Origin of the sequence: Dyadobacter sp. BHUBP1, from assembly GCF_050587785.1 — a bacterium.
Lineage (GTDB): Bacteria > Bacteroidota > Bacteroidia > Cytophagales > Spirosomataceae > Dyadobacter.
In genome coordinates this window covers 151,209-174,580 of the sequence record NZ_JBOBIH010000010.1, presented here as the reverse complement: position 1 = coordinate 174,580, position 23,372 = coordinate 151,209, and the positions used below count along the sequence as shown (strand labels likewise).

Below are 23,372 nucleotides of genomic sequence, written 5' to 3'. Positions count from 1 at the left end.
TTCTACCAAGGATGTCAACATCAACTGGGACGGTAAAACCAACGGCGGAAAAGACCTCGCGGCTGGGCAGTATTATTATGAAGTAAAAATCTATTTCGAATCTTCTAAAAAACAAAGCGTACCTGTGACCATGAAAGGATGGGTGCAGCTGCTGCGGTAGATTCTTTTTTCTTTCACATTCAAGTATTTCCTTTGTAGCCCGGTTTTTTTACCGGGCTTTTTATTTCATCATGAATAACCATAAATCATCCATATGAAAACGGCATATGTTTTCCCTGGTCAGGGCTCGCAGTTCAAAGGAATGGGTCTGGACCTTTACCAAAGCTCCGATTCCGCCAAGGCACTTTTTGAAAAAGCGAATGAAATCCTCGGTTTTGAGATTACGAAAATCATGTTCGAAGGCACCGACGAGGAGCTGAAACAAACCAATGTGACCCAACCGGCGATATTCATCCACTCCGTAATCCTGGCGAAAATCGCGCCTGACTTCGCACCGAACATGGTAGCGGGCCACTCGCTTGGCGAATTCTCCGCCCTGGTTGCAGCCGGAGCCCTTTCTTTCGAAGACGGCCTCTCGCTCGTGGCAAAACGTGCGGCAGCCATGCAGAAAGCCTGTGAAATCCGTCCGTCGACGATGGCTGCGATCCTCGGCCTTGCCGACAATGTGATCGAAGAAATCTGCGCTGGCATTACAGATGAAATTGTCGTACCGGCAAATTATAACTGCCCGGGACAAGTGGTGATTTCAGGAACTATCGAAGGTGTAGAGCGCGCCAACGAACTTCTAAAGGCCGCGGGCGCAAAACGTGCTTTGGTACTCCCCGTGGGAGGTGCATTCCACTCGCCGTTGATGGAATCTGCCCGTGAAGAACTTGCAGCGGCCATCAACGCGGCGCAGTTCGAGCAGCCTATTTGCCCGGTTTACCAGAATGTGAATGCAAAGCCAGCCACCGAAGTAGCCGTTATTAAAGAAAATCTGATCTCGCAGCTCACGTCTCCGGTAAGATGGACGCGGTCTGTGGAGCAAATGGTGGCCGACGGCGCAGAGATCTTTATAGAATCAGGACCGGGCAAAGTTTTGCAAGGCCTTGTAAAAAAGATCGCTAGCAACGTTGAGCTAAAAAGTATTTAATTTTTTTTCTAAAAAGCTTGACACGTTACGATGCTCCCATTACTTTTGCACCACTGTTTACGGTTTTGGCCGATGGTGTAATGGTAACACAGGACATTTTGGTTGTCTTATTCAGGGTTCGAGTCCTTGTCGGCCAACAGTAATCGAAGAGCTCATTTTTCAATGAGCTCTTTTTTATTTCCCCACGGTTACCATTCCATCCTTAGAATATTTCCAAATTTCAGACGCGCAATATCCATTTAATAGCATTTCCATCCTTTTGCGACTCTACGGTGACATTAAGAAACTGTTTTTAAAATTTTGGTTACTTAATGTAACTTTTCTGCTATAAAATTTGGATATGAAATGTTACATTTACTATGTTTTAACCTAAACAGCACCCATATGAAAGTAGAAAAAGTAAAAAAGCGTGATCGCGAGCGCACGAAGAGTAAAATACTCAAGGCGGTCGGCGAAGTAATTGAACAACATGGCACCGAAAAAGTGGGCGTAAACTTGATCGCCCGCACTGCCGGAGTCAACAAAGTACTGATTTACAGATACTTTGAAAGCGTAGACGGCCTGATGGAACAATACGTCAGGTCGGGAGAGTACACGTCAACCCTCAGCACAGATTACATTGACAACATTCCGGAGCTAACACCGGAAGAACGGAACAAAGCTCTCACGTCCCTCATGCACACTTTCACCAACGATCTGCGCCAGCGCAAAGCCACGCGTGACCTGCTCCGCTGGGAGATCGGAACCGGAAAGTCGATGCTTTCAGACGCCCGCAACCAGATTGCGACGCGTATCCTCAACAAAATAGGCGACCTGCCCTATTACAATGACACCAGCGCGTTAATCGCATTCATTTCAGCAGGCATTTATTTTTTGACTATCTCCTCTGATTATCGTGAAAAAATGCTTGACGTAGACCTTCAAACAGATGAAGGCTGGAAGCGTATCGAGCATGTAGTTGACAGTATTATCTCGGATGTCCGGGGTTGACGATAAAAAACCGCAGGCCCTTCCCCTCAAACGGGAAGGGCCTTTTCCTTTTATTGGCAGTTACTCTCCTATATTTGCGAAGGAAAATCCCGCATTGAATGAGCGTACTGAAAAAACTGGCCAGTGAAACCGCCACTTACGGCATCAGCACCATGCTGGGCCGCTTTTTGAACTACCTGCTGGTGGCCCTGCATACCAAGCTTTTTGAACCTCAGCAAATCGCCGCACAAGGGCAGCTCTTCGCTTACGCCGGACTGGCGCTCGTACTTTACACGTTTGGTATGGAAACGGCGTTCTTCCGCTTCGCACGGGAGGAAAAGGATCGGAAACAGTATTACGACCTCATATTAAGCGCGGTGATCATGGTCAGCCTGCTCTGCTCCACGTTCATGTTCGTCTTTGCCGGGCCTATCGCCGAACTCATCAAATACCCCGATTCCGCTTCCATTGTGCGTATGTTTGCCATCATTATGGCGACCGATGGCATTGTTTCGATCCCGTTTGCGAGGCTGAGACTGGAAGGTAAGGGTAAAAAATTCGTGATCATCCGGGTTACCAACATTCTCATCAACATTTTCCTGAATTTATTCTTCCTGCTTGTTTGCCGCGACATTCATGCCGGGAAATACCTCACATTCCTGCAACCGGCCGTAGATCTGTTTTACAATCCACTGCACGCCCCGGATTACATTGTACTCGCCAACCTCATAGCCAACCTGGCATTCTTCTGGATGCTCCGCAAGGAATTCGCCGACTTCCGGTTTGTATTCAACAGCAGCCTTTTTAAACCGGTCTGGGTTTACGCATTTCCGGTATTGGTCATGAATATCGGCGGTGTGCTCAATATGCTTTTCGACCGGGCATTCATCCAGTTCCTGCTCCCCGAGGGCTTCTATCCCGGCCGCAGCAACGAAACCGCCATCGGTATTTATGTGCAATGCTACAAGCTGTCGATCTTCATGAACCTGGCCATACAGGCGTTCAAATACGCCGCAGAGCCGTTTTTCTTCTCCAAGGGCGAGGACAAGAACGCGCCCCCGGTATTCGCGAAGGTTACCAAGTATTTTATCATTATATGCGTGCTCATGTGGGTGGGCATATGCCTGAACCTCGATCTTTTCGCCGAGTTGTTCCTGAAAAAGAAGATCTACCACGAAGGCCTGGGTGTAGTACCCTGGCTTCTGGCGGGATATTTGTTCCTGGGCGTATATTACAACCTGGCAACCTGGTTTAAACTGACAGACAAAACCGAATACGGAACCTGGCTCACCCTCACAGGCGCAGGCATTACCATCGCGACGAGCTTCGTACTCGTACCGCAAATCGGCTATCACGGATTTGCGATCGCATTCGCATTGTCGGGCTTTGTGATGCTGGCCCTTTGCTATTATTTCGGGCAAAAGTATTACCCCGTGCCGTACGATGTGACATCGGCGATCGGTTATATTGGCGGAGGCGCATTGCTGATCTACGCATCCTCTTTGTTTAAAATACCAAATCTATGGATTTCCGTGCCAGTGCACATGGCCATATTCGCAGTGTGTGCGGTCGTAGTGTTTTTGGTAGAAAAGAAAAACATTCCTGCACTCCGGCGGCGGTAATCCAGGCGGAAATAGCTCCGCGCTGGCAGCTCAGCGGCAATGCAGGCTATTCCTGCATTTCGCGCAGCAGTTTATTGGAGAAAAGGAATTCTTTTAGTTCCGGCACATCGGTTTTGGTAATGTCGGTGTTCACGCCTTCCCAAAGCTTATGTCCCTGATACAGGAACATGATATTCTGACCGATCTCCATCACCGAGTTCATATCGTGGGTAATGATGATGGTGGTGATCTTGTATTCTTCCGTAATCTCTTTGATCAGCTCGTCGATCTTCACCGATGTGAGTGGATCGAGGCCCGAGTTGGGTTCGTCGCAGAACAGGTAGGCAGGGTTCATTACAATGGCCCGCGCAATGCCCACACGCTTCTTCATCCCGCCACTAATCTCGGACGGCATCCGTTTCGCGGCCTGTTCCAGCCCTACCCTTTGTAAGCAGAATGCTACTCGCTCCCGTTTTTCCTCCGGCGATTGGGTCGTAAGCATATCCAGCGGAAAGCGCACATTTTCCTCCACTGTCTTGGAATCGAACAATGCTCCACCCTGGAAGAGTACGCCCATTTCCCGGCGGATCGACTGCTGGGTTTCCTTGTCGCAATGGTAAAAATCACGGCCGTTGTAGAGCACATTGCCCTCGTCGGGCTTCACCAGGCCAATCATACATTTGAGCAATACACTTTTACCCGTACCGCTACCGCCGATGATCAGGTTTGTTTCCCCTTTCTGAAACTGGGCCGAAATCCCTTTTAAAACTTCCTTACCGTTGAATGCCTTCGAGATATTATTGATTTCAATCATTTTGTGTCCGGTTGAGAACGCTTACAAAAGCAGCTGTGCGAGCAGGTAATCGGCGATGAGGATGGAAATACAGCTGTTAGTCACCGCCTGTGTGCTGGCCTTACCGACTTCCAACGCACCGCCCGATGTAAAAAATCCCTTAAAGGATGAAATAGAGGCGATCAGAAAGCCGAAAACGAAGGGTTTTACACACATGAAAAATATATTGTAGGGCACAAAGGAATCGCGGATACCGTATAAATAGTCGCGTTCGGTGATCACGCCCGTGAGTGTACCCGCGAGATAACCGCCGAAAATGCCCAGAAATGCGGAAAAAATCACGAGCATCGGAAATGTGAGCATCGCTGCCACCACTTTCGGAAGCACCAGATAGGACGAGGAATTGATCCCCATTACTTCCAAAGCATCGATCTGCTCGGTAATGCGCATCGTACCCAATTCACTGGCAATGTTCGACCCTACTTTTCCGGCTAAAACGATACAGGTAATGGTAGGAGCGAGTTCGAGGATCTCCATATCGCGAACGATGAGTGCCACGGTGGAAATAGGGATAATGGGGCTAACGAGGTTATAGGCCGTCTGAATACAAGACACCGCGCCAATAAACGTGGAAACGATCGCGACGATGAAAATCGAGCTCACGCCGATGCCCACGCATTCCTCCATCAGCCTCCGCCAGTAAACCGATAATTTCTCGCCCTTCCCGAACAGCGTCCCTAAAAAAATGAAGTATTTACCGATTACAGACATGATATCTTAATTGTATTCAATATTTTCGGGAAAATTAGGCAAAAAAAGAAGTAATCAGAAAAATGAATCCATTAGCGGTTGTAACCGGTGGAACAAAAGGGATCGGAAGGGCAGCGATAGAAAAATTTTTAGCACAAGGCTTCGACGTAATTACCTGCGCAAGAAACGAGAGCGACCTGCTCGCACTGCAACAAACATTCAGCGAAAGTTTTCCCCAATCGAAACTGACTTATTTAACGGCCGACCTCTCGGTACGGGCCGATGTGGATGCGTTTATTGCATTTATCCACAAACATAGCTCCCCGGTGGAGGTACTTATCAACAATACCGGCGTATTTATTCCAGGGCAGGTTCATAATGAAACCGAAGGCACGCTGGAAAAAACGATGGAGACCAACCTTTACAGCGCCTACCACCTCACACGCGGGGTACTCGCGGGCATGATGGAGCAGAAAAAGGGACATATTTTCACCATTTGCTCCACAGCCAGCATTATCGCTTATCCGAACGGCGGCTCCTACTGCATTTCGAAGTTCGCATTATATGGGATGACCAAGGTTTTGCGCGAGGAAATGAAGCCGCACAATGTCCGTGTAACGGCTATCCTGCCCGGTGCGACGTATACCGACAGCTGGAAAGGTACCGATTTGCCCGAAGACCGTTTTATGGATTCCGGCGACGTGGCCGAGTCGATCTGGGCTGCCTATGCATTGTCTCCCAGGGCAGTGGTGGAAGAAATTCTGATCCGCCCGCAGCTGGGAGATTTGGATTAATGAGTGAACAATAGAGCAATTTTACTAAATTGCCGCATTTTTAAAATTATTTATTAAACCCATATTTCATTTCATGGAACAATACCTCGGTATAGACGTGGGCGGTACTAACGTAAAAATGGGGATCGTTGACGCTACGGATGGAAGAATCTCAAATTTTTACAGTCACGATACCGCCAGCTGGCGCAGCTCCGGGCATTTTATAGACAGATTAGGGGATGCCATTGCGCTCCAACTCGTTGAATATCCCGAAGTCAAAAAAGTAGGGATCGGTGTTCCGGGGCTCATTTCCCGCGACAGAACCACGCTGATCGAAATCACTGCAATCCCTGAAATCGACGGGATTACCATTGTTCCGGATTTGAAAGCACGGTTTCCGCAACATGATTTTTACCTGGAAAACGACGCGAATGCGGCAGCTTTGGGTGAATATTATTTTGGTGAAGACAAACTTCCCGAAGATTATATTTTCGTAACCCTCGGCACCGGCATCGGCGGCGCGGCGATTATCGACAAGAAGGTATTCAAAGGCGGCGGCGGTAATGCCATGGAGCCAGGCCACGTTCCTTCCAAAAATGGAAAGGTACTCGAACGCAACATCGGTAAAAAAGAACTGCTCGACATGGCGAATGCAATGCGCGCAGCTTACACCGGTACTACCCAACTTCCTGCCGATGGCACCATTTCTACAACCGGCCTGGTAGCGGCTGCTTCGGCAGGCGACGAGCTGGCGAAAGCTGTTTTCCATGAGATGGGTTACCTGCTGGGAGAAGGCCTCGTTTCGATGATCCGGATACTCGATATCACAACAATTTTGATCGGTGGTGGTATTTCTGCCTCATTTGAGTTTATTTTGCCGGCAATTAACGATCGTTTCAAGTACTGGCTGACGCCTTATTACCTGAAAACAATCAATATCAAACGCGCAACGCTCGCTAACGACGCCGGACTGCTGGGAGCAGCTTCATTGTGTTTTGAATAACGAATAACCCCGAAACAATAACGATTCACTCTTAAACAGTCTCACTATATCTTTCCCTGATGAAATTATCGGTTATCGTTCCTGCCTACAATGAAGAAAAGACAATCCGAAATGTGCTGGATAAACTCAAATCCGTTGACCTGATAGGTAATTTTAAAAAGGAAGTTGTAATAGTAAATGATTGTTCTGCTGACAATACGGAGGCAGTTGCCAAAAAATTCATAGAAGAGAATCCTGAGCTGGAAGTGGCTTACTTCCGGCATGAATACAACCAGGGGAAGGGGGCGGCATTGCACACTGGCATCCGCCGCGCCACGGGCGACTACATTATCGTTCAGGACGCCGATCTTGAATACGATCCCCAGGAATTCAACATATTGCTAAAACCGGTTATCGAAGGATATGCGGATGTGGTGTATGGCTCCCGCTTCATGGGCGGAAGACCACACCGCATCCTTTTTTTCTGGCACACAATCGGGAACAAGTTCCTGACGTTCCTGAGCAACATGTTCACTAACCTCAACCTGACGGACATGGAAACATGCTACAAACTCTTCCGGGCCGATCTACTGAAAAGTCTGAAACTGGTCGAAAACCGTTTCGGTTTCGAGCCGGAGGTGACCGCCAAAATTTCCAAAATTCCCAAAATCCGTATTTACGAAGTGGGCGTATCCTATTACGGCCGTACGTACGATGAGGGAAAAAAAATCAACTGGAAGGACGGCTTCCGTGCATTGTACTGCATTGTACGTTACGGATTGTTCAGTTAAGGCCCTACATGGTTACCGTCCCATCCTGCAATTTCCGACAACTAAATATCCAGCAATACCACATGAATACCACTTCCGCATACCGTGCCGGTATAGCTTTTGGCGGGGTTGGTCGGGTGTTTGATCTCAATGGTGTGCCGCAGATTATCCGCGTACATATTGAAGTAATACAAAACCATCTTGTTGCCTGAAATACGACACCTCGCAACGCCCCTTTTGGCAAAGTAGGCACTCACGATGTCACAACCCGATGCCTTCCGGTCGATCCACGCATTGCCGTCGAGGCGATAGGAACAGTAATACGGCGTCCCGCCTGCAACACTTCCGCCCGTTTGCATCCACAATAAATTCCCGAAATAGCTGTAATCACTGCTGACAGCCAGCGGCGAATAAAAATCCTGCGGGGGCAAACCTACTCCCAGTTGGTAGTAATAAGGAAATGTCGCCGGACCTCCTGCATTCGGCCGCCAGTAATCCATGCTTTGGTGTACGGGCTGATAGTAACCAATGGGCTTCTTGCTGGATGGCTGTTTCAGAAATGTGCCCCAATCGACAAAGACATTGCCGTACTCGTGTGCCAGAAATCCCATGAGGATCTGAAATGCAGGGTCATGTACCGGTTTATCGGCACGGAAAAATGTGCCTTCCGGGAATGTAACTTTGTCAGTAAACGATTCCGGCGCCCATTCATGATGATTATAAAAAAACATCCCGGTGTATTTGCCGAGTTTTTGCCAAAGCTCCATGCAAAAGAGCGTATTCATTGCCTGCCCCGGACTGAGATCGAACGCTCCGAAATAAATACCTTCCATTACAGTATTCGTGCGTGACAACGTCCCGCCGGGGTGAAACCAGGTTTTCATTTGCCATTGTGAAGGATCCTGCGTGTACATTACCTCCCAGTCGGCCTGTGTTTTGGTTGTATTTCCAAGGTAATAGGGGCTGGTGGCAAAGTAGTTGTGACAAAGAAAAAACGGCTTCTGGTCCTGTGCCTTCTTCGCCTCGTAAAGTCCGGCGAGCTCGTCATAGAATGAATACCACATTGGCTTGTCGGCCGGCATAAAAGGGAAGTTCTCCATCGTCTCCCCGATCCAGAGATTCGACGCGTTTCCGCTGTTCCATATCTCGTGCGCCTTTGCACGTGCCTCCGCATCCGTAAACGGCCCGGTGGGCCAGCATTTCTTGTTGTACCCATCCACCCATTCTTCCGGCCCCGAGCAAGACAAGCCGAATATCGTCGGGATGGTGGGTACACCATTGTATTCCTTGTCGGGATAAGTACTCCTGAATGTCGCCAAAGAGCCCTCATTACCCAATTCATTGCGGTTGTAGTGCGTACCGCCCTTCGCGAACGTCTGCGCCCAGGTGTACGACTGCTTGGTAGGCGGCTTTACGAGCACGTGCCCCTGCGGCATTGCGATGTTCGGGCTCACTTCCACAAAACCGGGCACCTGTGAGGTAGGATCATAGCTGGCAGGAACGGTGCTCTTGAAAGTAACCGGTATTGTTTGGGCATGGAGGGGCAGGGTGCCCAAGAGCATCCAAAGCAGAATCAGCTTTTTCATGGTCAGTTAAAAATAAAAGTGGTGAGACCTCCCCGCGCACCGGGCGCGAGTTGTGTGACAGCATCGTTCTGGTAATAGTAGTTGCAGCCCTCCGGCGGGCATGGCCAGCGATTAAGCGTATCGAGCCCGATTTTCGTTGCCATCTTCACAACCCTGCCAGGGCTACTCGATTGCCACGGCTCATTAGTCAAATTCGTTCCGGTTTTGAGCCATTTGCTCCCGATGAAATAGGACCATTCGTAACCGGCGGGCAGACTTACCGTTCCGATATCACTCAGTAACCAGCTCCCGGGGTTGGCAGGATCGGCGACAATCGACAACGTGAGGATTTCAGGAAAACCGCTGGAAGAAATCTTGGGTACCAATGCCGGTGCCGCGCAATTGGCTGCCTGCCCCACCGTGAATGCCTGAGATTGCCCGCTCGTGCAGGTACCATTACCACTGAAAGCTGTATAAGTTCCCGCATTAACGGTTGTCAAGGAAGTACCGCTCCCTACCCCAGATCCATTCAGCAGCCAGCTCACATTATCCGAGTAACCCGAGGCGGTGAGTACTACTTGTTGACTGGTTGCCGGACACACATTCGTTCCGGCGGTTTGCACAATAGTAGGTGTGATGCAGGTCGTCGCGCAACCGGTAATGGATAAACCTACGAAATTACTCGGTCCTGCATGTGCCCCAATGCCCGAATACTGGCCGTGCCATGAGGCATTCACCGTTCCGTCGATGGCGTATTGCCAGCCCATATTAGCCACATTCGGGTCAGAACCGAAGGTCGTCCCTGAAAGTTTAGTGGCCCCGCTGTAAAATTCGATCTCTCGCAGTTCGCCATAGCCGGTCGGGCTGGCCGCATAGCGCACATGCTGGTACGGCGTCGCATTCGGGAAAGTAAATTCCTGCCAACTGCCTGTTGCATTCACGCCGATTGTATAAATGTCCGTCCAGCCCGAACCGTTGTTGGAACCCTGGATCTTCGCCCCATTGAGCCGGTTGAAATCCGCCGTGCGCCAATGCAGCCTTACCTTGCTCAAAACAGGGCACATCTGACCTTCTCCTGTGACGCAAATCTTGTCCTGACGGCAACTCCCGCCACCGGTACCGGCTATTTTCAGGGTCGATGCGCCCGCGTTCAGGCTCACGGCGAAAGTATAATCGGTATAGGCGATGTTCCAGGAACCGGAATTCGGCAGTGAAATACTCTGCGCATTACCACCGTTGACCGTCACACTCACTATCGGCGATGCCGAGGAGTAATAGCGCAAAGTAACCTGGTAAGGCCCCGCCGACGGCACATTCACCGTGTAGTCGACAAAGTGGTTGTACTGGTTCTCCGCGCCGCGCGTCTGGCCGTTCGAGGCATTGGGGTCGCTGGTAATAGGTCCATTGGCGCCGGACATCAGTTCTGCTTCGAGACATTGATTGAAAGCGTGGGTCGCAGCCTGCCTCGCTGCTGTTTCCACGTCATGAACTGCTATGGATAGTTCTCCGCGGTAAAGAAACCGATCGATTTCGGCCGAGTACTTTGTTCCACGCAGCAGCATGAACTTTCCGGCAGGCGGCTTCGATACAAACTTACCGGTAAGCTTGTACGTGATGCTCTCTCCCGGCCGCAGCAGTTTCCCGGAGACCGCATGATAATAGTTACCAGCCGTTTGCACAAAGCCATCGGGGGACACGACTTTCAATACAAACTCGCCGTTCAACGACACCGGGAACAACCGGAGGTCCGAAAAGTCACGCATCGTACACTGAATGTCGATCGAAAACTCCTCGCCCACCTTCACCACGGATTTATCCGCAATCATCGAAAACAAAACCGGATCTAAATCCGCTTCATTTTCACTTTTCAGACCATTTGCAAACAAGTGATTTGCACCTAGCAAAAGCAACCAGGTCAGAACGTATCCGACGTAAGTAATATTAGTGTGCATAACAAAATTAGTAAAGTAGTTTCAGTAAAACTATATCTACTATTTCACTTCACCTATTTCATTTACCCATCAAAACTTTACACCAAACCCCTCAATTATTGAGGGGTTTTTATTTTTAATAAAACAAATAACTTTGCCGTTCATCTGGCCACGCATTGCATTGACGGCGATTAAAAACCCTTTTCGAATTACCATTATCAACACGCTATTCATGACCCCTGTATCAGAAAATGCTTCCATACTATTGGTCGATGACTACCAGTCGATCAACCAAAGATTACTCCAACTCACCGACCGCGAATGGGACGTCCTTTCCTTCATCACGGATGGCCTTACGACCGCCGAAATAGCCGAATGTCTTGTCATTGAGCCCAAAAGCATTGAAAATTATAAGCGAAGGATCAGCAAAAAGCTGAAAATCGAAGGCCGCAGCAACCTCATCAGGTTCTGTATTGTTAACCGGGATTACCTGCGAAAACTTTACATATTGGCTCGCAAATAGCTGATTGAAAATTTACGTTTTCAATCAGCTATTTACCGGCTGATAATTCAAATATGTTATACACACATTATTTTTTAATTAAATGCGAAATAAAACGCTTTATATCGTTTCAATTATTTATTTATTAATACCCAATATTATCTACTATTTATATTGGACAAAAGCCGCATTTTCACTAACAGGAATCGCACTATTAATTCACCTTCTCCATAAAAGTATATTGCAAGAAATTGCATTCCCGAAACATATTATTCATATCAAAGATATCTGTATTGCGCTGAGTCTGGCGGTGGCTCTGACACTCGCTTCCGGCGTTACCGGCTTCGCATTTCAAACCATGGACCACTGGTGCCACAATGCGAAGTTCCAGGAACTTCTTCAAAACGACTGGCCGCTCCGCTTTCCGGCCAACCGCCCGGTTATGGCTTATTACTTCGGGTACTATCTGGTACCGGCCGCCTTTTCCAGGCTGATTGGCGATATTTCCCAGGCTGCAATTCTGGTCTGGACCAGCGTTGGGATCGCATTGGGACTGCTGTGGATTTGCACATCGCTGGATCGGAAATGGTGGGCAACATTGCTCGTGTTGTGCGTGGGCGACTTTCCGAGGATCTTTAAAGGCGTCGCTTCGCATGCGTCCATTCAATTGTACAGGTACGAGGAAATCGGCGTCGAGCACTGGTCGAATCTTGAGAATCTATTCTGGGCCCCAAACCAATTTATTCCCTCGATCATGCTCGGCGGAATGCTTTTTCACATGATCCGCCACCGGTTGGACTATGCATTGCTTTGCTTCCCAACGGTGCTGGCGCTTTGGTGGGCCGCCTTTCCCGCATTGATTGTGGGCCTGATCACCGCACTTCTGTTGATTTTCCAATGGATCCGATGGGGCATTACTTTTCGAAGGCTATTCCAGCAGATTTTCTTGCCTTCCATCGCAGCGGTGCCTGTGCTGCTGTTGTTTCAATCGCACCCGCACCCACCGGAGAACGGACTGATATGGGAATTTCGGGGTGATATGGGCAATCTGATGCGGGAATACCTGGTGAATACAGTCGCGGATACCCTGCTCTTTGTCTTCGCATACCTGGTATCCCGCCGAGCCGGACTGCAGTCTATCCCCGCACTGCCGTTCTGGACACTAATTGGCATTACATTACTTTTTCCGCTGATCAGGGTCGGGAAAGTGAACGATATGCTGCTGCGCGGCATGATGCCGGTACTGATATTGATCGGTTGTTGTTTACTGTACCCTCTCGCAAGCCAGCCGCTGGCGAAAACTCTTACGATATTGCGGGGTAATACCAATTGTATCATCATCATGCTCGCCCTGGTGCTCCCCGCCGCAGTGGGGATCGGTCGGTTTTACAGAGCGGCGAGGCTCAACCGCATTACAGCCTTGTGGAGTCCGAATACCGGGTTCGTGGCAATCCCCTATGACGCTTATCCCAGCCTGTATGAAACACTCCGGCAACGCTGGTCACAGCAGGAGGCGGACCAGTACCTCGGAAAACCTGGCTCGTTTTACGAAAAGTACATTGCCCCGCCTCCCGCGAAAGACCCTTAAATATGTCTAACGTTTGATAAACTGCTGAGCAGTTCTGACGCCGTCCTGGTTTTCAAAATTCAACAAATAGGTGCCGGTTGGCCAGTCGGCTACATTGATTTCCTCGCTTCTAGACGCTTTCAAGGTTTTCCGGTGCAGAACCTGGCCCTTTGCATTGAAAATCGCCATTGCACCCGTGGCTGCGTTCTTGAATTCGACGCGCAATACCCGGTCGGTCGGGTTCGGGAAAAGCTGCCAGAGCATATTTTTGGCCCCGATCTCGTTGCCAAGGATCGGACTCAAATCAACCGACACAGTTGAATATCCTGACTGTGAAATCTCACTGAACGCCTGTATCCGGTAGGTAAATTTCGCATTGAGCTCGATGTCTTTGTCTTCGAAGGATAACGACTGCCCGTTGAGTGTTTTCAATGTCTCGTAAGGGGCCGAGTCGGATTTTTTGCGTTGCAGCACGTAGCTGGTAGCCGTCTCTATCGCGGGCCAGGTCAATATTACTGAATTGTAAGTGCGGTTAGCCGAGAGCGCAACATTAGGCAGTAGCGTCCCGATGCTGACTTTATCAAAAGAAAATGCGCCCAGACCGCGCTTGTTTAAGAGATAAGGTCCCGTGAAAATACCTATATTTTGTTCGTACGGCCATTGCAAAGGGAGATTGTCGGGATAAAACGAAGGCAGATAACTCAATTTCGTTGCATTGGACGCCTCTTTGAGTGTCAGCGTTACCTGGTTCCCTGTCACTTTTCCGGCAGAGAAGGCTGCTTTCTTTTCATCTCCATCCAGAAAAAAGAAGTTTTTCAGGCTCAATACAAGCGGTTTACCATCCTGTCCTTTGATTATGGTATCAGCAGGCCATCTCAGTTCCTGGCCTTCGTCGAAAATCAGGGTGATTTCCTTTTTCTCCGCATTGGTATAGAATGCCCTTTTGATATCCGGGCTTCGCACATTGTCCGAATCTTTTGAGCCATAAATACGAGGCGCGAAAAAGCGGTACATCCGGCGGCCAAATTCTTCGTAGCCCGACCTGTGATAATGCACACCGTCATAATCGGGTGTTCCAACGGCAGCAAAATGGTCTGTTTTGGGGTAAATGTATTTGGTTCTTCTCAGGAAATCGCGTATCGTGCCTCCCATCGGATTGGGAGTATCATTTCTCAGAACAATGACGTTCGACTGAACGACCACGAACTGGTCGACCTGCGGATAGTCACGTACCCAAAATTTACGCAACTGATCGAATTGGGTGGCATAATTAGGGATATTTTCGAACACCTCCTGCTCGCCGTGCATCCAGATAAACGCCCTGATACGGGCAGGATTAGCAACATTTACCCTTTTACGCAAACTGCCGTAAAGTGAGCTGATACTCATAGAGTCGTTGGAACTGCGGTTACCGAGGAAATCGCTCAGTTTCGCACCGGGCAATGATCCGTTAATCACGCAGGTAGGAATGCTATCTCGTTCTAAAATCTCCTTTTGCATTTCAAGGCCCCACGCCCCCACGTACGTCCACGACCATGCCGCGGCAGTCCAAAGTGTATCGCCAGGTAAAATGGCGGGACTCTGATCGGGTGTGCGGGCGACAGTACGGGCATATTTGCTCGACCAAGCCCCGAAAACAGTTGCAGCTGCATTGGATTGCCCACTGATGACGTAGAAATCGCCTGCTACCACCTCATTACGCCGCACGATCAGCGCCGAGTCGGCCTCGTGGCAAGCGTACACTTCAAAGGAGTAATCAGCCATTTCCGCTTTGATTCTCGGTGTCATGCTGAATGTCCCGGTCGTACCAGCGCCATAAGTGATCGCCGATTTATGGTAGCCCGTCCGCACATTGTTCCGGAACGTTACCACCGACATATGATCCCACCCGGCCAGTTCGATAATGCCGGAAATAGGCACGTCGGCCATATTGTCGTCCGCACGGGCGTACAATTGCATGTCGCGCGGCAGCTTGTTGAAAACCACCGAATAAAAACGCTGGGCACTCGCGCTGCCATACATGCAGCAAAAAAGGATAGAAAGCAGGAAGAATTTGAAGTGTGTAAAGTTCATTTCATTAAAGAGGCTGTTTCTGATGGCTATTAAAATTCTCCGGGCCCTGCTGCGCACAGGCAGACAAATGGCAGATCGATGCCGGGTGATAAATATATCTTTAATATTTCATATTTAATGCCTCCGGTTCGTTGCCAGTGCGGATTTCGGAAGGAAGCCAATGCTCGTCGTACATCGCCAGGAACCACAAAACCATGATCATCGGCAGGGAATATTTGTCCCAGGACAGTTGAGCCTTGCCCAGCAAGAGGATATTCAACAGGAAAACCCAGGTAGCGAGATTAAACCGGGGAGATACAAAACGGACCAGCGTAACCAGCATGAGCACCCCGAAAACCAGCTGTTTCAGCAATCCGCTAATGCCAATTTTCATCAATAATTCATCTACATACCCTAAATACGGCCAGGTAAAATAGGGATTATAAGCCTGCTTGGCAGGGAAAAAGGCAACAATCGCGGCAATTATTACCAGAAAACCGGCGAACATCACCGGATGCTTTCGTGGATATTCCAAAAAATGCGAAAAGCGGCGTGTTACCAATGTTTCCGGAAGAATGTAGTACACCGCTACCACCACCGAGGCGTACATCAAGTAGCCAAAATTGTAGTTTACCAGCTTATCCGAGTCATAATGCTGATCGGCCATCACCGACGCGGGCGCGGGCCCATGCCAGATCACCACCCACGGAACGATCGCCAGCACCGCCAGCGCATACCAGATCCAGGCAGGATCGGCAAATACGCCTTTTACCAGAATCACCGGATTAGTACTCCATTTTACATTCTTAAACACCTCATAAGCAAGGATCGCCGCAGGAAAAGCCAGCATATATTGGCGGCAGCAAACCGCCGCGGCCAACGACAGGAATCCCACCCAATGCCATTTGCGCAAATAGGCGATCACCCCACCGAGCGTGAACACCATCGCGAAAATGTCGGTGTAGTAGTAGACACTTACCAGGTAATAATTCGGAAAAATCAGCAGTCCGCCCAGGCAAAGCCAGAAACGCTTCGTGCGCCCGGGGCTGTACCACACAAAAAGCATCAGCAATGCAAAACTCGTAAAAGCCGTGAGCAGGCGGAGGTTCTGGATGTCTTCTCCGAAAACGCGCAATACCCATCCGCCCAGGATGAACGGGATCGGGGTGTTCAGCTCATTGTAAGTTTGAAGCAGGTGTAGTGAGGGGATCGGCTCAGTACTGAACAATACCGCCGTAGGCAGGTAATGGTGTTCGTCCTGGTAAAGGTCAACGGTAAACCGGTCTTTCAGGAAAAAAACGAGGATAAATAATGCGAGCAGGGCAAATGAGGTATATAACTTTTTGCGATGCATAGGATACTATATAAAATTGACTTCCGCGTTGAGCCGGATGCCGAACCGCTCGGCCACCGACGCTTGAATTTTTTCTGCTAATGCCTTGATCTGCGCCCCGGTACCGCCGCCATAATTGACCAATACAAGTGCCTGGCGCGCATGGACACCGATCTCACCCTCCCGATAACCCTTCCAACCAGCCCGTTCGATCAGCCAGCCAGCGGGTACCTTCACCGTTTCGGCATCTACCGGATAACCGGGAACTTCCGGAAAGGTTTCCCGTAATTGTGCGAACTGAGTAACCGGTATCTCTGGATTTTTGAAGAAACTCCCCGCGTTTCCAATCTCCGCCGGATCGGGCAGCTTGCTGCGGCGGATTTGCATAATCGCCTCGCTGATGTCACGGATCGTCGGGTTTTCAGCGCCCATTTCCTGCAATGTTTTTTGCACATCGCCATAAGCCACGTTCAAAACAGGCTTCTTACTGAGCCTGAAAGTTGCACCGGTGATCACATATTGATGTTTCAATGCTTTCTTGAAAATACTTTCACGATAGCCGAATTCGCATTCTGCGTTGCTGAAAATACGTTTTTCACCACTTTCAATATCCACCGCTTCCACCGATTCGATCACACTTTTGATCTCCACCCCGTACGCGCCGATGTTTTGCATAGGCGCCGCACCAACGGTCCCGGGAATGAGCGAAAGGTTTTCCACACCGCCATAGCCATTATCCACGCAATGCATGACGAAATCGTGCCAAACCTCGCCTGCGCCCACTTCGAGCACGACCGTTTCCTCAGTTTCTTCAAGGACTGTAATACCCTTGATACCCGGACGGATCACGAGCGCATCGATATCCTGTGTAAGCAAAATGTTACTTCCTCCACCCAGGATGAATTTCGGAATTTCCTTCCACACAGGATCACGTAAAACGGCCGTTAATTCATCGACGGAGGACACATTTACAAAATACCTGGCATCGGCATCGAGCCCGAATGTATTGAGATGACGAAGCGAAACGTTGGATTGTACTAGCATTGAAATCGGGGATAAACCGGGTAAAGTTAGGTATTACATTCAAAATTAAGTGGTATGGTGATTCATCCAATTTTGATTAAGTTTGTGGGCTCAGTTACAATGGTTCAGGATATGACGCTAAAAAAGAAATTTTTATGGGCTCTGCATCTTGGTATCATTCTGATTTCGGGTTGTGCTAAAACATCGGTTGTGAGCTCCGGTTCCGAGTATAGGGAAGATCTTTCCGCGGTCCGGCCACGCTATGAATATGTAGAACCCGCTGTCGTAACCCGAACGGAACCGGCAACACCCGCTAAAAGCAACAATGTGCCGAAGGCTGATGTAGACAAGCCGCTGTATGTCAACAAGAAACTGGAGTCGGTGCTGGACACACTGGCGAAGCAGAACAAGGCGATCCGCTACATCAATGGTTACCGGATCCAGATTTACGTAGGAAATGTGCGGCAGGAAGCGGATGGTGCGAAGTCCTACATTTACCAGGCCTTTCCGGATTTGAACCCTTACGTTTCGTACACCCAGCCGACCTACCGCGTGAAGGTGGGCGATTTTATGTACCGGAGCGACGCAGAGCATTACCTTGATCTGATCCGTGAACAATATGCTTCCGCCGTGATCCTCGCCGACAGGGTAGATATCAAGCGGAGCCTGATGGTCAACCCGGCTTCCGACCACAATTAATGTAATTACTTATTAACCGGATAACTTTATCCACATATACATACTACCAACAGAATGAAGAAAGCGCTAATTACAGGGATCACCGGCCAGGATGGCTCCTATTTGGCCGAGCTCCTTTTGAGCAAGGGATATGAAGTGCATGGTATCAAACGCCGCAGTTCGTTGTTCAATACCCAGCGGATCGACCATATTTACGAAGACCCGCACGAGAAAAACGTGCGCTTTCACCTTCATTACGGCGACTTGAGCGATTCCACGAATATTATCCGCATCATCCAGGAAGTTCAGCCGGATGAAATATACAACCTGGGTGCGATGTCGCACGTTCAGGTGAGTTTCGAAGAACCTGAATACACCGCCAACGTAGACGGTATCGGAACGCTCCGCATCCTCGAAGCAGTCCGTTTGCTGGGGTTAACCCAAAAAACCAAAATTTACCAGGCTTCGACTTCCGAATTGTACGGGTTGGTGCAGGAAGTACCGCAGTCGGAGCGCACGCCATTCTACCCGCGCTCGCCTTACGCGGTTGCGAAGCTGTACGGCTACTGGATCACTGTCAACTACCGCGAAGCATATAATATGTTCGCAGTGAACGGTATCCTCTTCAACCACGAGTCGCCATTACGCGGCGAAACTTTCGTGACCCGTAAAATCACCCGCGCGGTGGCACGTATCGCATTGGGCTTACAGGATAAAGTATACCTCGGTAACCTCGACGCACAGCGTGACTGGGGCCATGCGAAAGACTTCGTAGAAGCCATGTGGCTCATCCTCCAACAGGAAACCCCTGAGGACTTCGTGATCGCAACCGGCGTTACCACCCGTATCCGCGAGTTTGTGAGAATGGCATTTGCAGAAGTGGGCATTGAGGTTGAATTCTCCGGTGCAGGCGTGGACGAAATCGCGAAAGTAGTCAAATGCAATAATCCTGAATTCCAGATCGAAATCGGTAAGGAAGTCGTGGCTGTTGACCCGCGTTATTTCCGCCCTACCGAAGTAGAACTGCTGATCGGCGATCCTACGAAGTCAATGGAAAAGCTGGGCTGGAAACCGAAATACGACCTGAAAGCGCTCGTAAACGACATGGTTGCTGCGGACGTTGAGTTGTTCCGCAAGGACCGTTTGCTGGAAAGCAGCGGCCACCGCGTTCCCAACTATTACGAATAAGATTTATGCAAAAAATAAAACCCCCGCAGAGCCATTTCTACGGGGGTTTCTTTTTATACTAATAATTTAAATAGCAGGTCCTTTTTGCACGGATTTGGCAACTTTGATCAAATCCTGAGGTTGCTGATAGCCCAGTAGCTGTTTCACCACCTTACCCTTTCCATTGATGAAGAACAACGTCGGGTAACCTTCGATCGGGTATCTTTTTGCCAGTGAAGGACCTTCGCCAGCCTCCATATCGATCTTCACGTTGATGAAGTTTCCATTGAAAGTTGCTGCTACGTCGTCGCGTGTGAAAACGTTCTTTTGCAGCATTTTACACGGGCCGCACCACGTAGTGTACGCGTCCAGGAAGATCAGTTTGTTCTCTTTTTTGGCCTGTTTAAGAATTTCCGACCATTTACCTTCCGTAAACTGGATTCCCTTGTCGGCACTTTTTGCTGCCTTTTTATCTCCTTCCCCGGCCACTGCCACCGACATGGCCAGCATCAGCGCCATGATCGCGAAACCGAGATTTTTAAGATTTTTCATTTGAATAATAAGATTTTTGATTTGCGTATACCATAACGAAAATACGCCTTTGTTTTATTTTACACAATTATGGACTGCGAGCCTATCCGGCATCTTTTGCGGATAAGAAGCTCAAAAAGGGTAACTTCGCAACTTCATTAACACCAGAATACCATGAAAGTTCAGGAAGCCAAGTATGTGATGAGCAACTCCGATTACCAGAAGTGCCCGGAGCCCGTCCTTCCCGAATATGCATTTATCGGACGTTCCAATGTGGGTAAATCGTCGCTTATCAACATGCTGACCGGCAAAAAAGCATTGGCCAAAACCTCGCAGCAACCGGGAAAAACGCAGATGATCAACCATTTTATCATCGACAACGCCTGGTATCTGGTCGATTTGCCCGGGTATGGTTATGCCAAAGTGAGTAAAGTGGAACGCGACAAGTGGGAAAAAATGATCCACGATTATCTGTATTACCGAGAAAACCTCATTTGCACCTTCGTACTGGTGGACGTCCGCCATAGTGCCATGGCCGTCGATCTCGAATTTATGGCCGCATTGGGCGAAGCCGGCATTCCGTTTGAAATTATATTCACCAAAGCCGACAAGCTCAAGCCCGGCCAGGTAGCCGCCCAGGTAGAAGCCTATAAACGTAAAATGAGCGAAATGTGGGAAGAAGTGCCTGAAATGTATGTGACTTCGGCAGAGAAAAATGAGGGCCGGGAGCCCATACTGGCGACAATAGAAACTTATAATCAGTCGTTTGTGAAGACAAAATAGGATATAGGTTGTTTCCCGGGCAATCTTTCCGTTATTTTGCGCAAAATTTCAATTGCCGCATCCAACATTAACATCAAGATATAACCATAGTAAGAAAGGATGAGTGAAAAAGTAGAGTCAACAGGAATGGATTTGTTGAAAGAAGTAGCCAATGTATCCGGCAAGCCAGGGTTGTTCCGCATTCTGAAACCAAGCCGTGCGGGCGTAATCGTAGAAAGCCTGGACGGGAAACGTGAAAAAACGCTCATCGGGCCAACTGCGCGCGTATCCGTTTTGAAAGACGTTTCGATCTTTACAGACGGTGCAGAAGAATCTGTTGCCCTGTCGGACGTGTTCCTGAAAATCCGTGAAATCCACGGCGAAGAGGTTACATTGTCAGCCAAAACTTCATCAGACAAAGAACTCATCGAGTTTCTTGCTGAGGTACTTCCTGAGTTCGACCGCTCGAAAGTGTATGTATCGGACATCAAGAAAGTCATTTCCTGGTACAACCTGCTTTCGAAATACATCCCCGAAGCATTTGTAGCAACCGAAGGCGAAGCGGAAGTAGCAGAACCGGTAGCAGAAGTTTCTGCGCAAGAAGAAGTGAAAGAAGCACCTGCGAAAAAGGCTGCCAAAAAAGAAAAAAGCAAAGCTTAAAAAGCAACCGATATCATGTGGAACCCTGCCTTTCCGGTGGGGTTTTTCCTTTTTATGGATAATCTCTCTTCCTATATCGATCACACGCTGCTCTCGGCCACGGCCAGCGAAACTAATATCCGCAAGCTTTGCGAAGAAGCCTGGATACACCAGTTCAAAGCGGTATGTGTAGCGCCTGTTTACGTGCCATATGTCGTCGAAATGCTAGAATTTTGTCCTGTAAAAATTGAAATTGCGACGGTAGTGGGCTTTCCGATGGGTTATTCTACCACTGCGACCAAGATTGCCGAGGCTAGTGAAGCATTGCAAAACGGGGTTACGGAACTGGATGTGGTGATGAATTTGTCGCAATTCAAATCGATGGCTTATCTGAGCATTCGTGAGGAATTGAAGCAACTCGCCGACTTGGCGCATGCGCAGAATGCATTGCTGAAAGTAATTATCGAAACCGCCGCCCTCGATTCATTCGACCTGTATACGGCTTGCGAAATCTGCGCGGAGGCAAATGCCGATTTTGTCAAAACATCGACAGGCTTTGGTCCCGGTGGTGCGGATGTAGAAACGGTCCGTAAAATGCGGTCGATTTTACCTGCTGAGGTGAAGATCAAGGCTTCGGGCGGGATCAAAACGTACGAACAGGCCATTGCCATGATCGAAGCCGGTGCCGAACGGATCGGAACCTCGTCAGGCGTTGCAATCGTAACCCGCGCATGAAACGCGTGCTGCTTCTCAGTACAGTTCACCCGTCGACAGACTCGCGCATTATGTACAAGATCGCGCCCTCGCTCCAAGGTTATTACGAGGTATTTTGTGCGCTACCTGATCTTCGAAACGGCTTGAGAGATAAGCAGCATTTGATCGAACTGCCGAAATTCAGATGGTTGTTGCCGAGAATCCTGTTTGCACACCCTGTTGCGTTGTTCAAATGCTTACGGCTAAGGCCGGATATCGTCCACATTTTTGTGCCGGAGCTGATTCCCATAGCATTGCTTTTCCAATGGGCAGGAGCCAAAGTGGTGTATGAGGTACAAGAAAACCTGTTCAAGAAGTTTGCGATCAAACGGTACAACAACAGTCCGGTTTTCAAAAGGTTATTCCGGTTTTTCGACAAACTGGCTCGCCAGAACTTCCACTGCGTCTTTACGGACGATGCCTATCTGGAAGAATACCGCAACCTGGCAAAGCCATTCGCTGTGGTCCATAATTATGTATCGCTGCCTGTAATGGATGCGCACACGCATGAGGGCGCGCTTGCGCATAAGCCCGAGATTTTTTACCTGGGCGTTGTGTCCATGGAGCGCTGCCTCGATACGATGGTCCATGCCTTGGCGCTCTTGAAAAGCAGTCATCCTGACTGCCATTTACACCTTTTCGGCCCCGTGCGGGTGGACAAAGCGGAGCTCGAAGCGATAGCCGGCTATCCCGAGGTAAGGAACAATATCACCTTCCATGGTTATACCGATCAGAAAGCGGCGTTACGGTATGCGCGGCGATCGGCAGCCGGCATTGCACTGCTGAAACCCGTGGCCGATTACCCGGAGTCGTTCCCGACAAAACTGTTCGAATACATGGCATTGCAATTGCCAGTTGTCACATCCGATTTCCCGGCTTACCGGCAGATCGTGGAAGGTTCAAAATGCGGATTCTGTATTTCTCCCTACAATGCCCAAATGCTGCGCCAAGCATTGGAATGCTGCATTATCGACAATTCTCTCAGACAGCAAATGGGTAGGAACGGCAGAAAAGCCGCGGAAGCACATTACAACTGGGCTTCGGAAGAAGCCAAACTTTTGTCATTTTATAACGACATTTTTAATTCCTAACCATCTAA

Annotated in this window: 23 protein-coding genes and 1 tRNA gene; 16 read left to right on the top strand and 8 right to left on the bottom strand. The window is 49.2% G+C overall.

Annotated features, from left to right (window positions below):
• Nucleotides 1-19: 19 nt before the first annotated feature.
• The 5 genes from ACQ4MZ_RS28115 to ACQ4MZ_RS28095 all read left to right on the top strand — a co-directional run bounded on the left by ACQ4MZ_RS28115 (nt 20) and on the right by ACQ4MZ_RS28095 (nt 3,723).
• Complete coding sequence (locus ACQ4MZ_RS28115) at nt 20-160, top strand: hypothetical protein (protein WP_430850873.1); 141 nt, start codon at nt 20-22, stop codon at nt 158-160.
• 93 nt (nt 161-253) lie between these two features.
• Nucleotides 254-1,132 (top strand): ACP S-malonyltransferase, encoded by an 879-nt coding sequence (gene fabD, locus ACQ4MZ_RS28110; protein WP_430850865.1) that lies wholly within the window; start codon nt 254-256, stop codon nt 1,130-1,132.
• A 66-nt stretch (nt 1,133-1,198) separates the two neighbouring features.
• A tRNA-Gln gene (locus tag ACQ4MZ_RS28105) sits at nt 1,199-1,269 on the top strand.
• A 247-nt stretch (nt 1,270-1,516) separates the two neighbouring features.
• Nucleotides 1,517-2,122, top strand: a complete 606-nt coding sequence (locus tag ACQ4MZ_RS28100) for a TetR/AcrR family transcriptional regulator (RefSeq protein WP_430850863.1) — start codon at nt 1,517-1,519, stop codon at nt 2,120-2,122.
• A gap of 98 nt (nt 2,123-2,220) precedes the next feature.
• Nucleotides 2,221-3,723 carry a lipopolysaccharide biosynthesis protein gene (locus ACQ4MZ_RS28095; RefSeq protein ID WP_430850861.1) on the top strand — a complete coding sequence of 501 codons (1,503 nt, stop codon included), beginning with the start codon at nt 2,221-2,223 and terminating at the stop codon, nt 3,721-3,723.
• A 46-nt stretch (nt 3,724-3,769) separates the two neighbouring features.
• On the opposite strand, the gene ACQ4MZ_RS28090 is transcribed toward ACQ4MZ_RS28095, so the two are convergent.
• Entirely contained in the window at nt 3,770-4,516 is a 747-nt protein-coding gene (locus ACQ4MZ_RS28090; RefSeq protein ID WP_430850859.1) for an ABC transporter ATP-binding protein, read from the bottom strand.
• A gap of 21 nt (nt 4,517-4,537) precedes the next feature.
• Complete coding sequence (locus tag ACQ4MZ_RS28085) at nt 4,538-5,266, bottom strand: MlaE family ABC transporter permease (protein ID WP_291042488.1); 729 nt, start codon at nt 5,264-5,266, stop codon at nt 4,538-4,540.
• Nucleotides 5,267-5,328: 62 nt separating this feature from the next.
• Between ACQ4MZ_RS28085 and ACQ4MZ_RS28080 the strand changes: the two genes are divergently transcribed.
• The 3 genes from ACQ4MZ_RS28080 to ACQ4MZ_RS28070 all read left to right on the top strand — a co-directional run bounded on the left by ACQ4MZ_RS28080 (nt 5,329) and on the right by ACQ4MZ_RS28070 (nt 7,791).
• The gene (locus tag ACQ4MZ_RS28080; protein ID WP_430850856.1) at nt 5,329-6,039 is read left to right on the top strand and encodes an SDR family oxidoreductase; all 711 of its coding nucleotides are present in this window, start codon (nt 5,329-5,331) and stop codon (nt 6,037-6,039) included.
• A 73-nt stretch (nt 6,040-6,112) separates the two neighbouring features.
• On the top strand, nt 6,113-7,021 hold the full coding sequence (locus tag ACQ4MZ_RS28075) for an ROK family protein (protein WP_106599595.1): 909 nt from the start codon (nt 6,113-6,115) through the stop codon (nt 7,019-7,021).
• 59 nt (nt 7,022-7,080) lie between these two features.
• On the top strand, nt 7,081-7,791 hold the full coding sequence (locus tag ACQ4MZ_RS28070; protein WP_430850853.1) for a glycosyltransferase family 2 protein: 711 nt from the start codon (nt 7,081-7,083) through the stop codon (nt 7,789-7,791).
• 41 nt (nt 7,792-7,832) lie between these two features.
• Here the strand turns inward: ACQ4MZ_RS28070 and ACQ4MZ_RS28065 are convergent, their stop codons facing one another.
• Together ACQ4MZ_RS28065 and ACQ4MZ_RS28060 are read right to left on the bottom strand one after the other, a co-directional pair.
• A complete protein-coding gene (locus ACQ4MZ_RS28065) occupies nt 7,833-9,356 on the bottom strand; it encodes a hypothetical protein (protein ID WP_430850851.1) in 1,524 nt (507 codons plus the stop codon).
• 2 nt (nt 9,357-9,358) lie between these two features.
• A complete protein-coding gene (locus ACQ4MZ_RS28060; protein ID WP_430850849.1) occupies nt 9,359-11,287 on the bottom strand; it encodes a carbohydrate-binding protein in 1,929 nt (642 codons plus the stop codon).
• Nucleotides 11,288-11,498: 211 nt separating this feature from the next.
• Between ACQ4MZ_RS28060 and ACQ4MZ_RS28055 the strand changes: the two genes are divergently transcribed.
• Entirely contained in the window at nt 11,499-11,789 is a 291-nt protein-coding gene (locus tag ACQ4MZ_RS28055) for a helix-turn-helix domain-containing protein (protein ID WP_430850847.1), read from the top strand.
• A gap of 220 nt (nt 11,790-12,009) precedes the next feature.
• Nucleotides 12,010-13,356, top strand: coding sequence for a hypothetical protein (locus ACQ4MZ_RS28050; protein WP_430850845.1), 1,347 nt, complete (start codon nt 12,010-12,012; stop codon nt 13,354-13,356).
• A 6-nt stretch (nt 13,357-13,362) separates the two neighbouring features.
• Here the strand turns inward: ACQ4MZ_RS28050 and ACQ4MZ_RS28045 are convergent, their stop codons facing one another.
• From ACQ4MZ_RS28045 to murB, 3 genes are all read right to left on the bottom strand, one after another.
• Nucleotides 13,363-15,408, bottom strand: a complete 2,046-nt coding sequence (locus ACQ4MZ_RS28045) for a T9SS type A sorting domain-containing protein (RefSeq protein ID WP_430850843.1) — start codon at nt 15,406-15,408, stop codon at nt 13,363-13,365.
• Between the two features lie 100 nt (nt 15,409-15,508).
• A complete protein-coding gene (locus ACQ4MZ_RS28040) occupies nt 15,509-16,741 on the bottom strand; it encodes a hypothetical protein (protein WP_430850841.1) in 1,233 nt (410 codons plus the stop codon).
• Nucleotides 16,742-16,747: 6 nt separating this feature from the next.
• Nucleotides 16,748-17,764 (bottom strand): UDP-N-acetylmuramate dehydrogenase, encoded by a 1,017-nt coding sequence (gene murB / locus ACQ4MZ_RS28035; RefSeq protein WP_430850839.1) that lies wholly within the window; start codon nt 17,762-17,764, stop codon nt 16,748-16,750.
• A gap of 189 nt (nt 17,765-17,953) precedes the next feature.
• Between murB and ACQ4MZ_RS28030 the strand changes: the two genes are divergently transcribed.
• Together ACQ4MZ_RS28030 and gmd are read left to right on the top strand one after the other, a co-directional pair.
• A complete protein-coding gene (locus tag ACQ4MZ_RS28030) occupies nt 17,954-18,442 on the top strand; it encodes an SPOR domain-containing protein (protein ID WP_430850837.1) in 489 nt (162 codons plus the stop codon).
• 54 nt (nt 18,443-18,496) lie between these two features.
• Nucleotides 18,497-19,609, top strand: coding sequence for a GDP-mannose 4,6-dehydratase (gene gmd / locus ACQ4MZ_RS28025; RefSeq protein ID WP_430850835.1), 1,113 nt, complete (start codon nt 18,497-18,499; stop codon nt 19,607-19,609).
• Nucleotides 19,610-19,675: 66 nt separating this feature from the next.
• Here the strand turns inward: gmd and ACQ4MZ_RS28020 are convergent, their stop codons facing one another.
• The gene (locus tag ACQ4MZ_RS28020; protein ID WP_430850833.1) at nt 19,676-20,140 is read right to left on the bottom strand and encodes a thioredoxin family protein; all 465 of its coding nucleotides are present in this window, start codon (nt 20,138-20,140) and stop codon (nt 19,676-19,678) included.
• Between the two features lie 153 nt (nt 20,141-20,293).
• On the opposite strand from ACQ4MZ_RS28020, the gene yihA reads away from it, so the two are divergent.
• The 4 genes from yihA to ACQ4MZ_RS28000 all read left to right on the top strand — a co-directional run bounded on the left by yihA (nt 20,294) and on the right by ACQ4MZ_RS28000 (nt 23,364).
• Nucleotides 20,294-20,902: a ribosome biogenesis GTP-binding protein YihA/YsxC gene (yihA, locus tag ACQ4MZ_RS28015; RefSeq protein ID WP_430850831.1), complete on the top strand. Its 609-nt coding sequence runs from the start codon at nt 20,294-20,296 to the stop codon at nt 20,900-20,902.
• Nucleotides 20,903-21,001: 99 nt separating this feature from the next.
• Nucleotides 21,002-21,541 (top strand): DUF5606 family protein, encoded by a 540-nt coding sequence (locus ACQ4MZ_RS28010; protein WP_430850829.1) that lies wholly within the window; start codon nt 21,002-21,004, stop codon nt 21,539-21,541.
• Nucleotides 21,542-21,595: 54 nt separating this feature from the next.
• Nucleotides 21,596-22,255: a deoxyribose-phosphate aldolase gene (deoC, locus tag ACQ4MZ_RS28005; protein WP_430850871.1), complete on the top strand. Its 660-nt coding sequence runs from the start codon at nt 21,596-21,598 to the stop codon at nt 22,253-22,255.
• Entirely contained in the window at nt 22,252-23,364 is a 1,113-nt protein-coding gene (locus ACQ4MZ_RS28000; RefSeq protein WP_430850827.1) for a glycosyltransferase, read from the top strand. Before deoC ends, ACQ4MZ_RS28000 begins: the two co-directional genes overlap by 4 nt.
• Nucleotides 23,365-23,372 lie beyond the last annotated feature (8 nt).

What these genes read in the sequence shown, in the direction of transcription:
- ACQ4MZ_RS28040 (WP_430850841.1), bottom strand. Translation starts at nt 16,741, where the DNA reads ATGCATCGCAAAAAGTTATATACCTCATTTGCCCTGCTCGCATTATTT.
- fabD (WP_430850865.1), top strand. Translation starts at nt 254, where the DNA reads ATGAAAACGGCATATGTTTTCCCTGGTCAGGGCTCGCAGTTCAAAGGA.
- ACQ4MZ_RS28055 (WP_430850847.1), top strand. Translation starts at nt 11,499, where the DNA reads ATGACCCCTGTATCAGAAAATGCTTCCATACTATTGGTCGATGACTAC.
- ACQ4MZ_RS28100 (WP_430850863.1), top strand. Translation starts at nt 1,517, where the DNA reads ATGAAAGTAGAAAAAGTAAAAAAGCGTGATCGCGAGCGCACGAAGAGT.
- ACQ4MZ_RS28090 (WP_430850859.1), bottom strand. Translation starts at nt 4,516, where the DNA reads ATGATTGAAATCAATAATATCTCGAAGGCATTCAACGGTAAGGAAGTT.
- ACQ4MZ_RS28070 (WP_430850853.1), top strand. Translation starts at nt 7,081, where the DNA reads ATGAAATTATCGGTTATCGTTCCTGCCTACAATGAAGAAAAGACAATC.
- ACQ4MZ_RS28060 (WP_430850849.1), bottom strand. Translation starts at nt 11,287, where the DNA reads ATGCACACTAATATTACTTACGTCGGATACGTTCTGACCTGGTTGCTT.
- ACQ4MZ_RS28000 (WP_430850827.1), top strand. Translation starts at nt 22,252, where the DNA reads ATGAAACGCGTGCTGCTTCTCAGTACAGTTCACCCGTCGACAGACTCG.
- yihA (WP_430850831.1), top strand. Translation starts at nt 20,294, where the DNA reads ATGAAAGTTCAGGAAGCCAAGTATGTGATGAGCAACTCCGATTACCAG.
- ACQ4MZ_RS28075 (WP_106599595.1), top strand. Translation starts at nt 6,113, where the DNA reads ATGGAACAATACCTCGGTATAGACGTGGGCGGTACTAACGTAAAAATG.
- ACQ4MZ_RS28080 (WP_430850856.1), top strand. Translation starts at nt 5,329, where the DNA reads ATGAATCCATTAGCGGTTGTAACCGGTGGAACAAAAGGGATCGGAAGG.
- ACQ4MZ_RS28065 (WP_430850851.1), bottom strand. Translation starts at nt 9,356, where the DNA reads ATGAAAAAGCTGATTCTGCTTTGGATGCTCTTGGGCACCCTGCCCCTC.
- deoC (WP_430850871.1), top strand. Translation starts at nt 21,596, where the DNA reads ATGGATAATCTCTCTTCCTATATCGATCACACGCTGCTCTCGGCCACG.
- ACQ4MZ_RS28020 (WP_430850833.1), bottom strand. Translation starts at nt 20,140, where the DNA reads ATGAAAAATCTTAAAAATCTCGGTTTCGCGATCATGGCGCTGATGCTG.
- ACQ4MZ_RS28045 (WP_430850843.1), bottom strand. Translation starts at nt 15,408, where the DNA reads ATGAACTTTACACACTTCAAATTCTTCCTGCTTTCTATCCTTTTTTGC.
- murB (WP_430850839.1), bottom strand. Translation starts at nt 17,764, where the DNA reads ATGCTAGTACAATCCAACGTTTCGCTTCGTCATCTCAATACATTCGGG.
- ACQ4MZ_RS28085 (WP_291042488.1), bottom strand. Translation starts at nt 5,266, where the DNA reads ATGTCTGTAATCGGTAAATACTTCATTTTTTTAGGGACGCTGTTCGGG.
- ACQ4MZ_RS28010 (WP_430850829.1), top strand. Translation starts at nt 21,002, where the DNA reads ATGAGTGAAAAAGTAGAGTCAACAGGAATGGATTTGTTGAAAGAAGTA.
- ACQ4MZ_RS28095 (WP_430850861.1), top strand. Translation starts at nt 2,221, where the DNA reads ATGAGCGTACTGAAAAAACTGGCCAGTGAAACCGCCACTTACGGCATC.
- gmd (WP_430850835.1), top strand. Translation starts at nt 18,497, where the DNA reads ATGAAGAAAGCGCTAATTACAGGGATCACCGGCCAGGATGGCTCCTAT.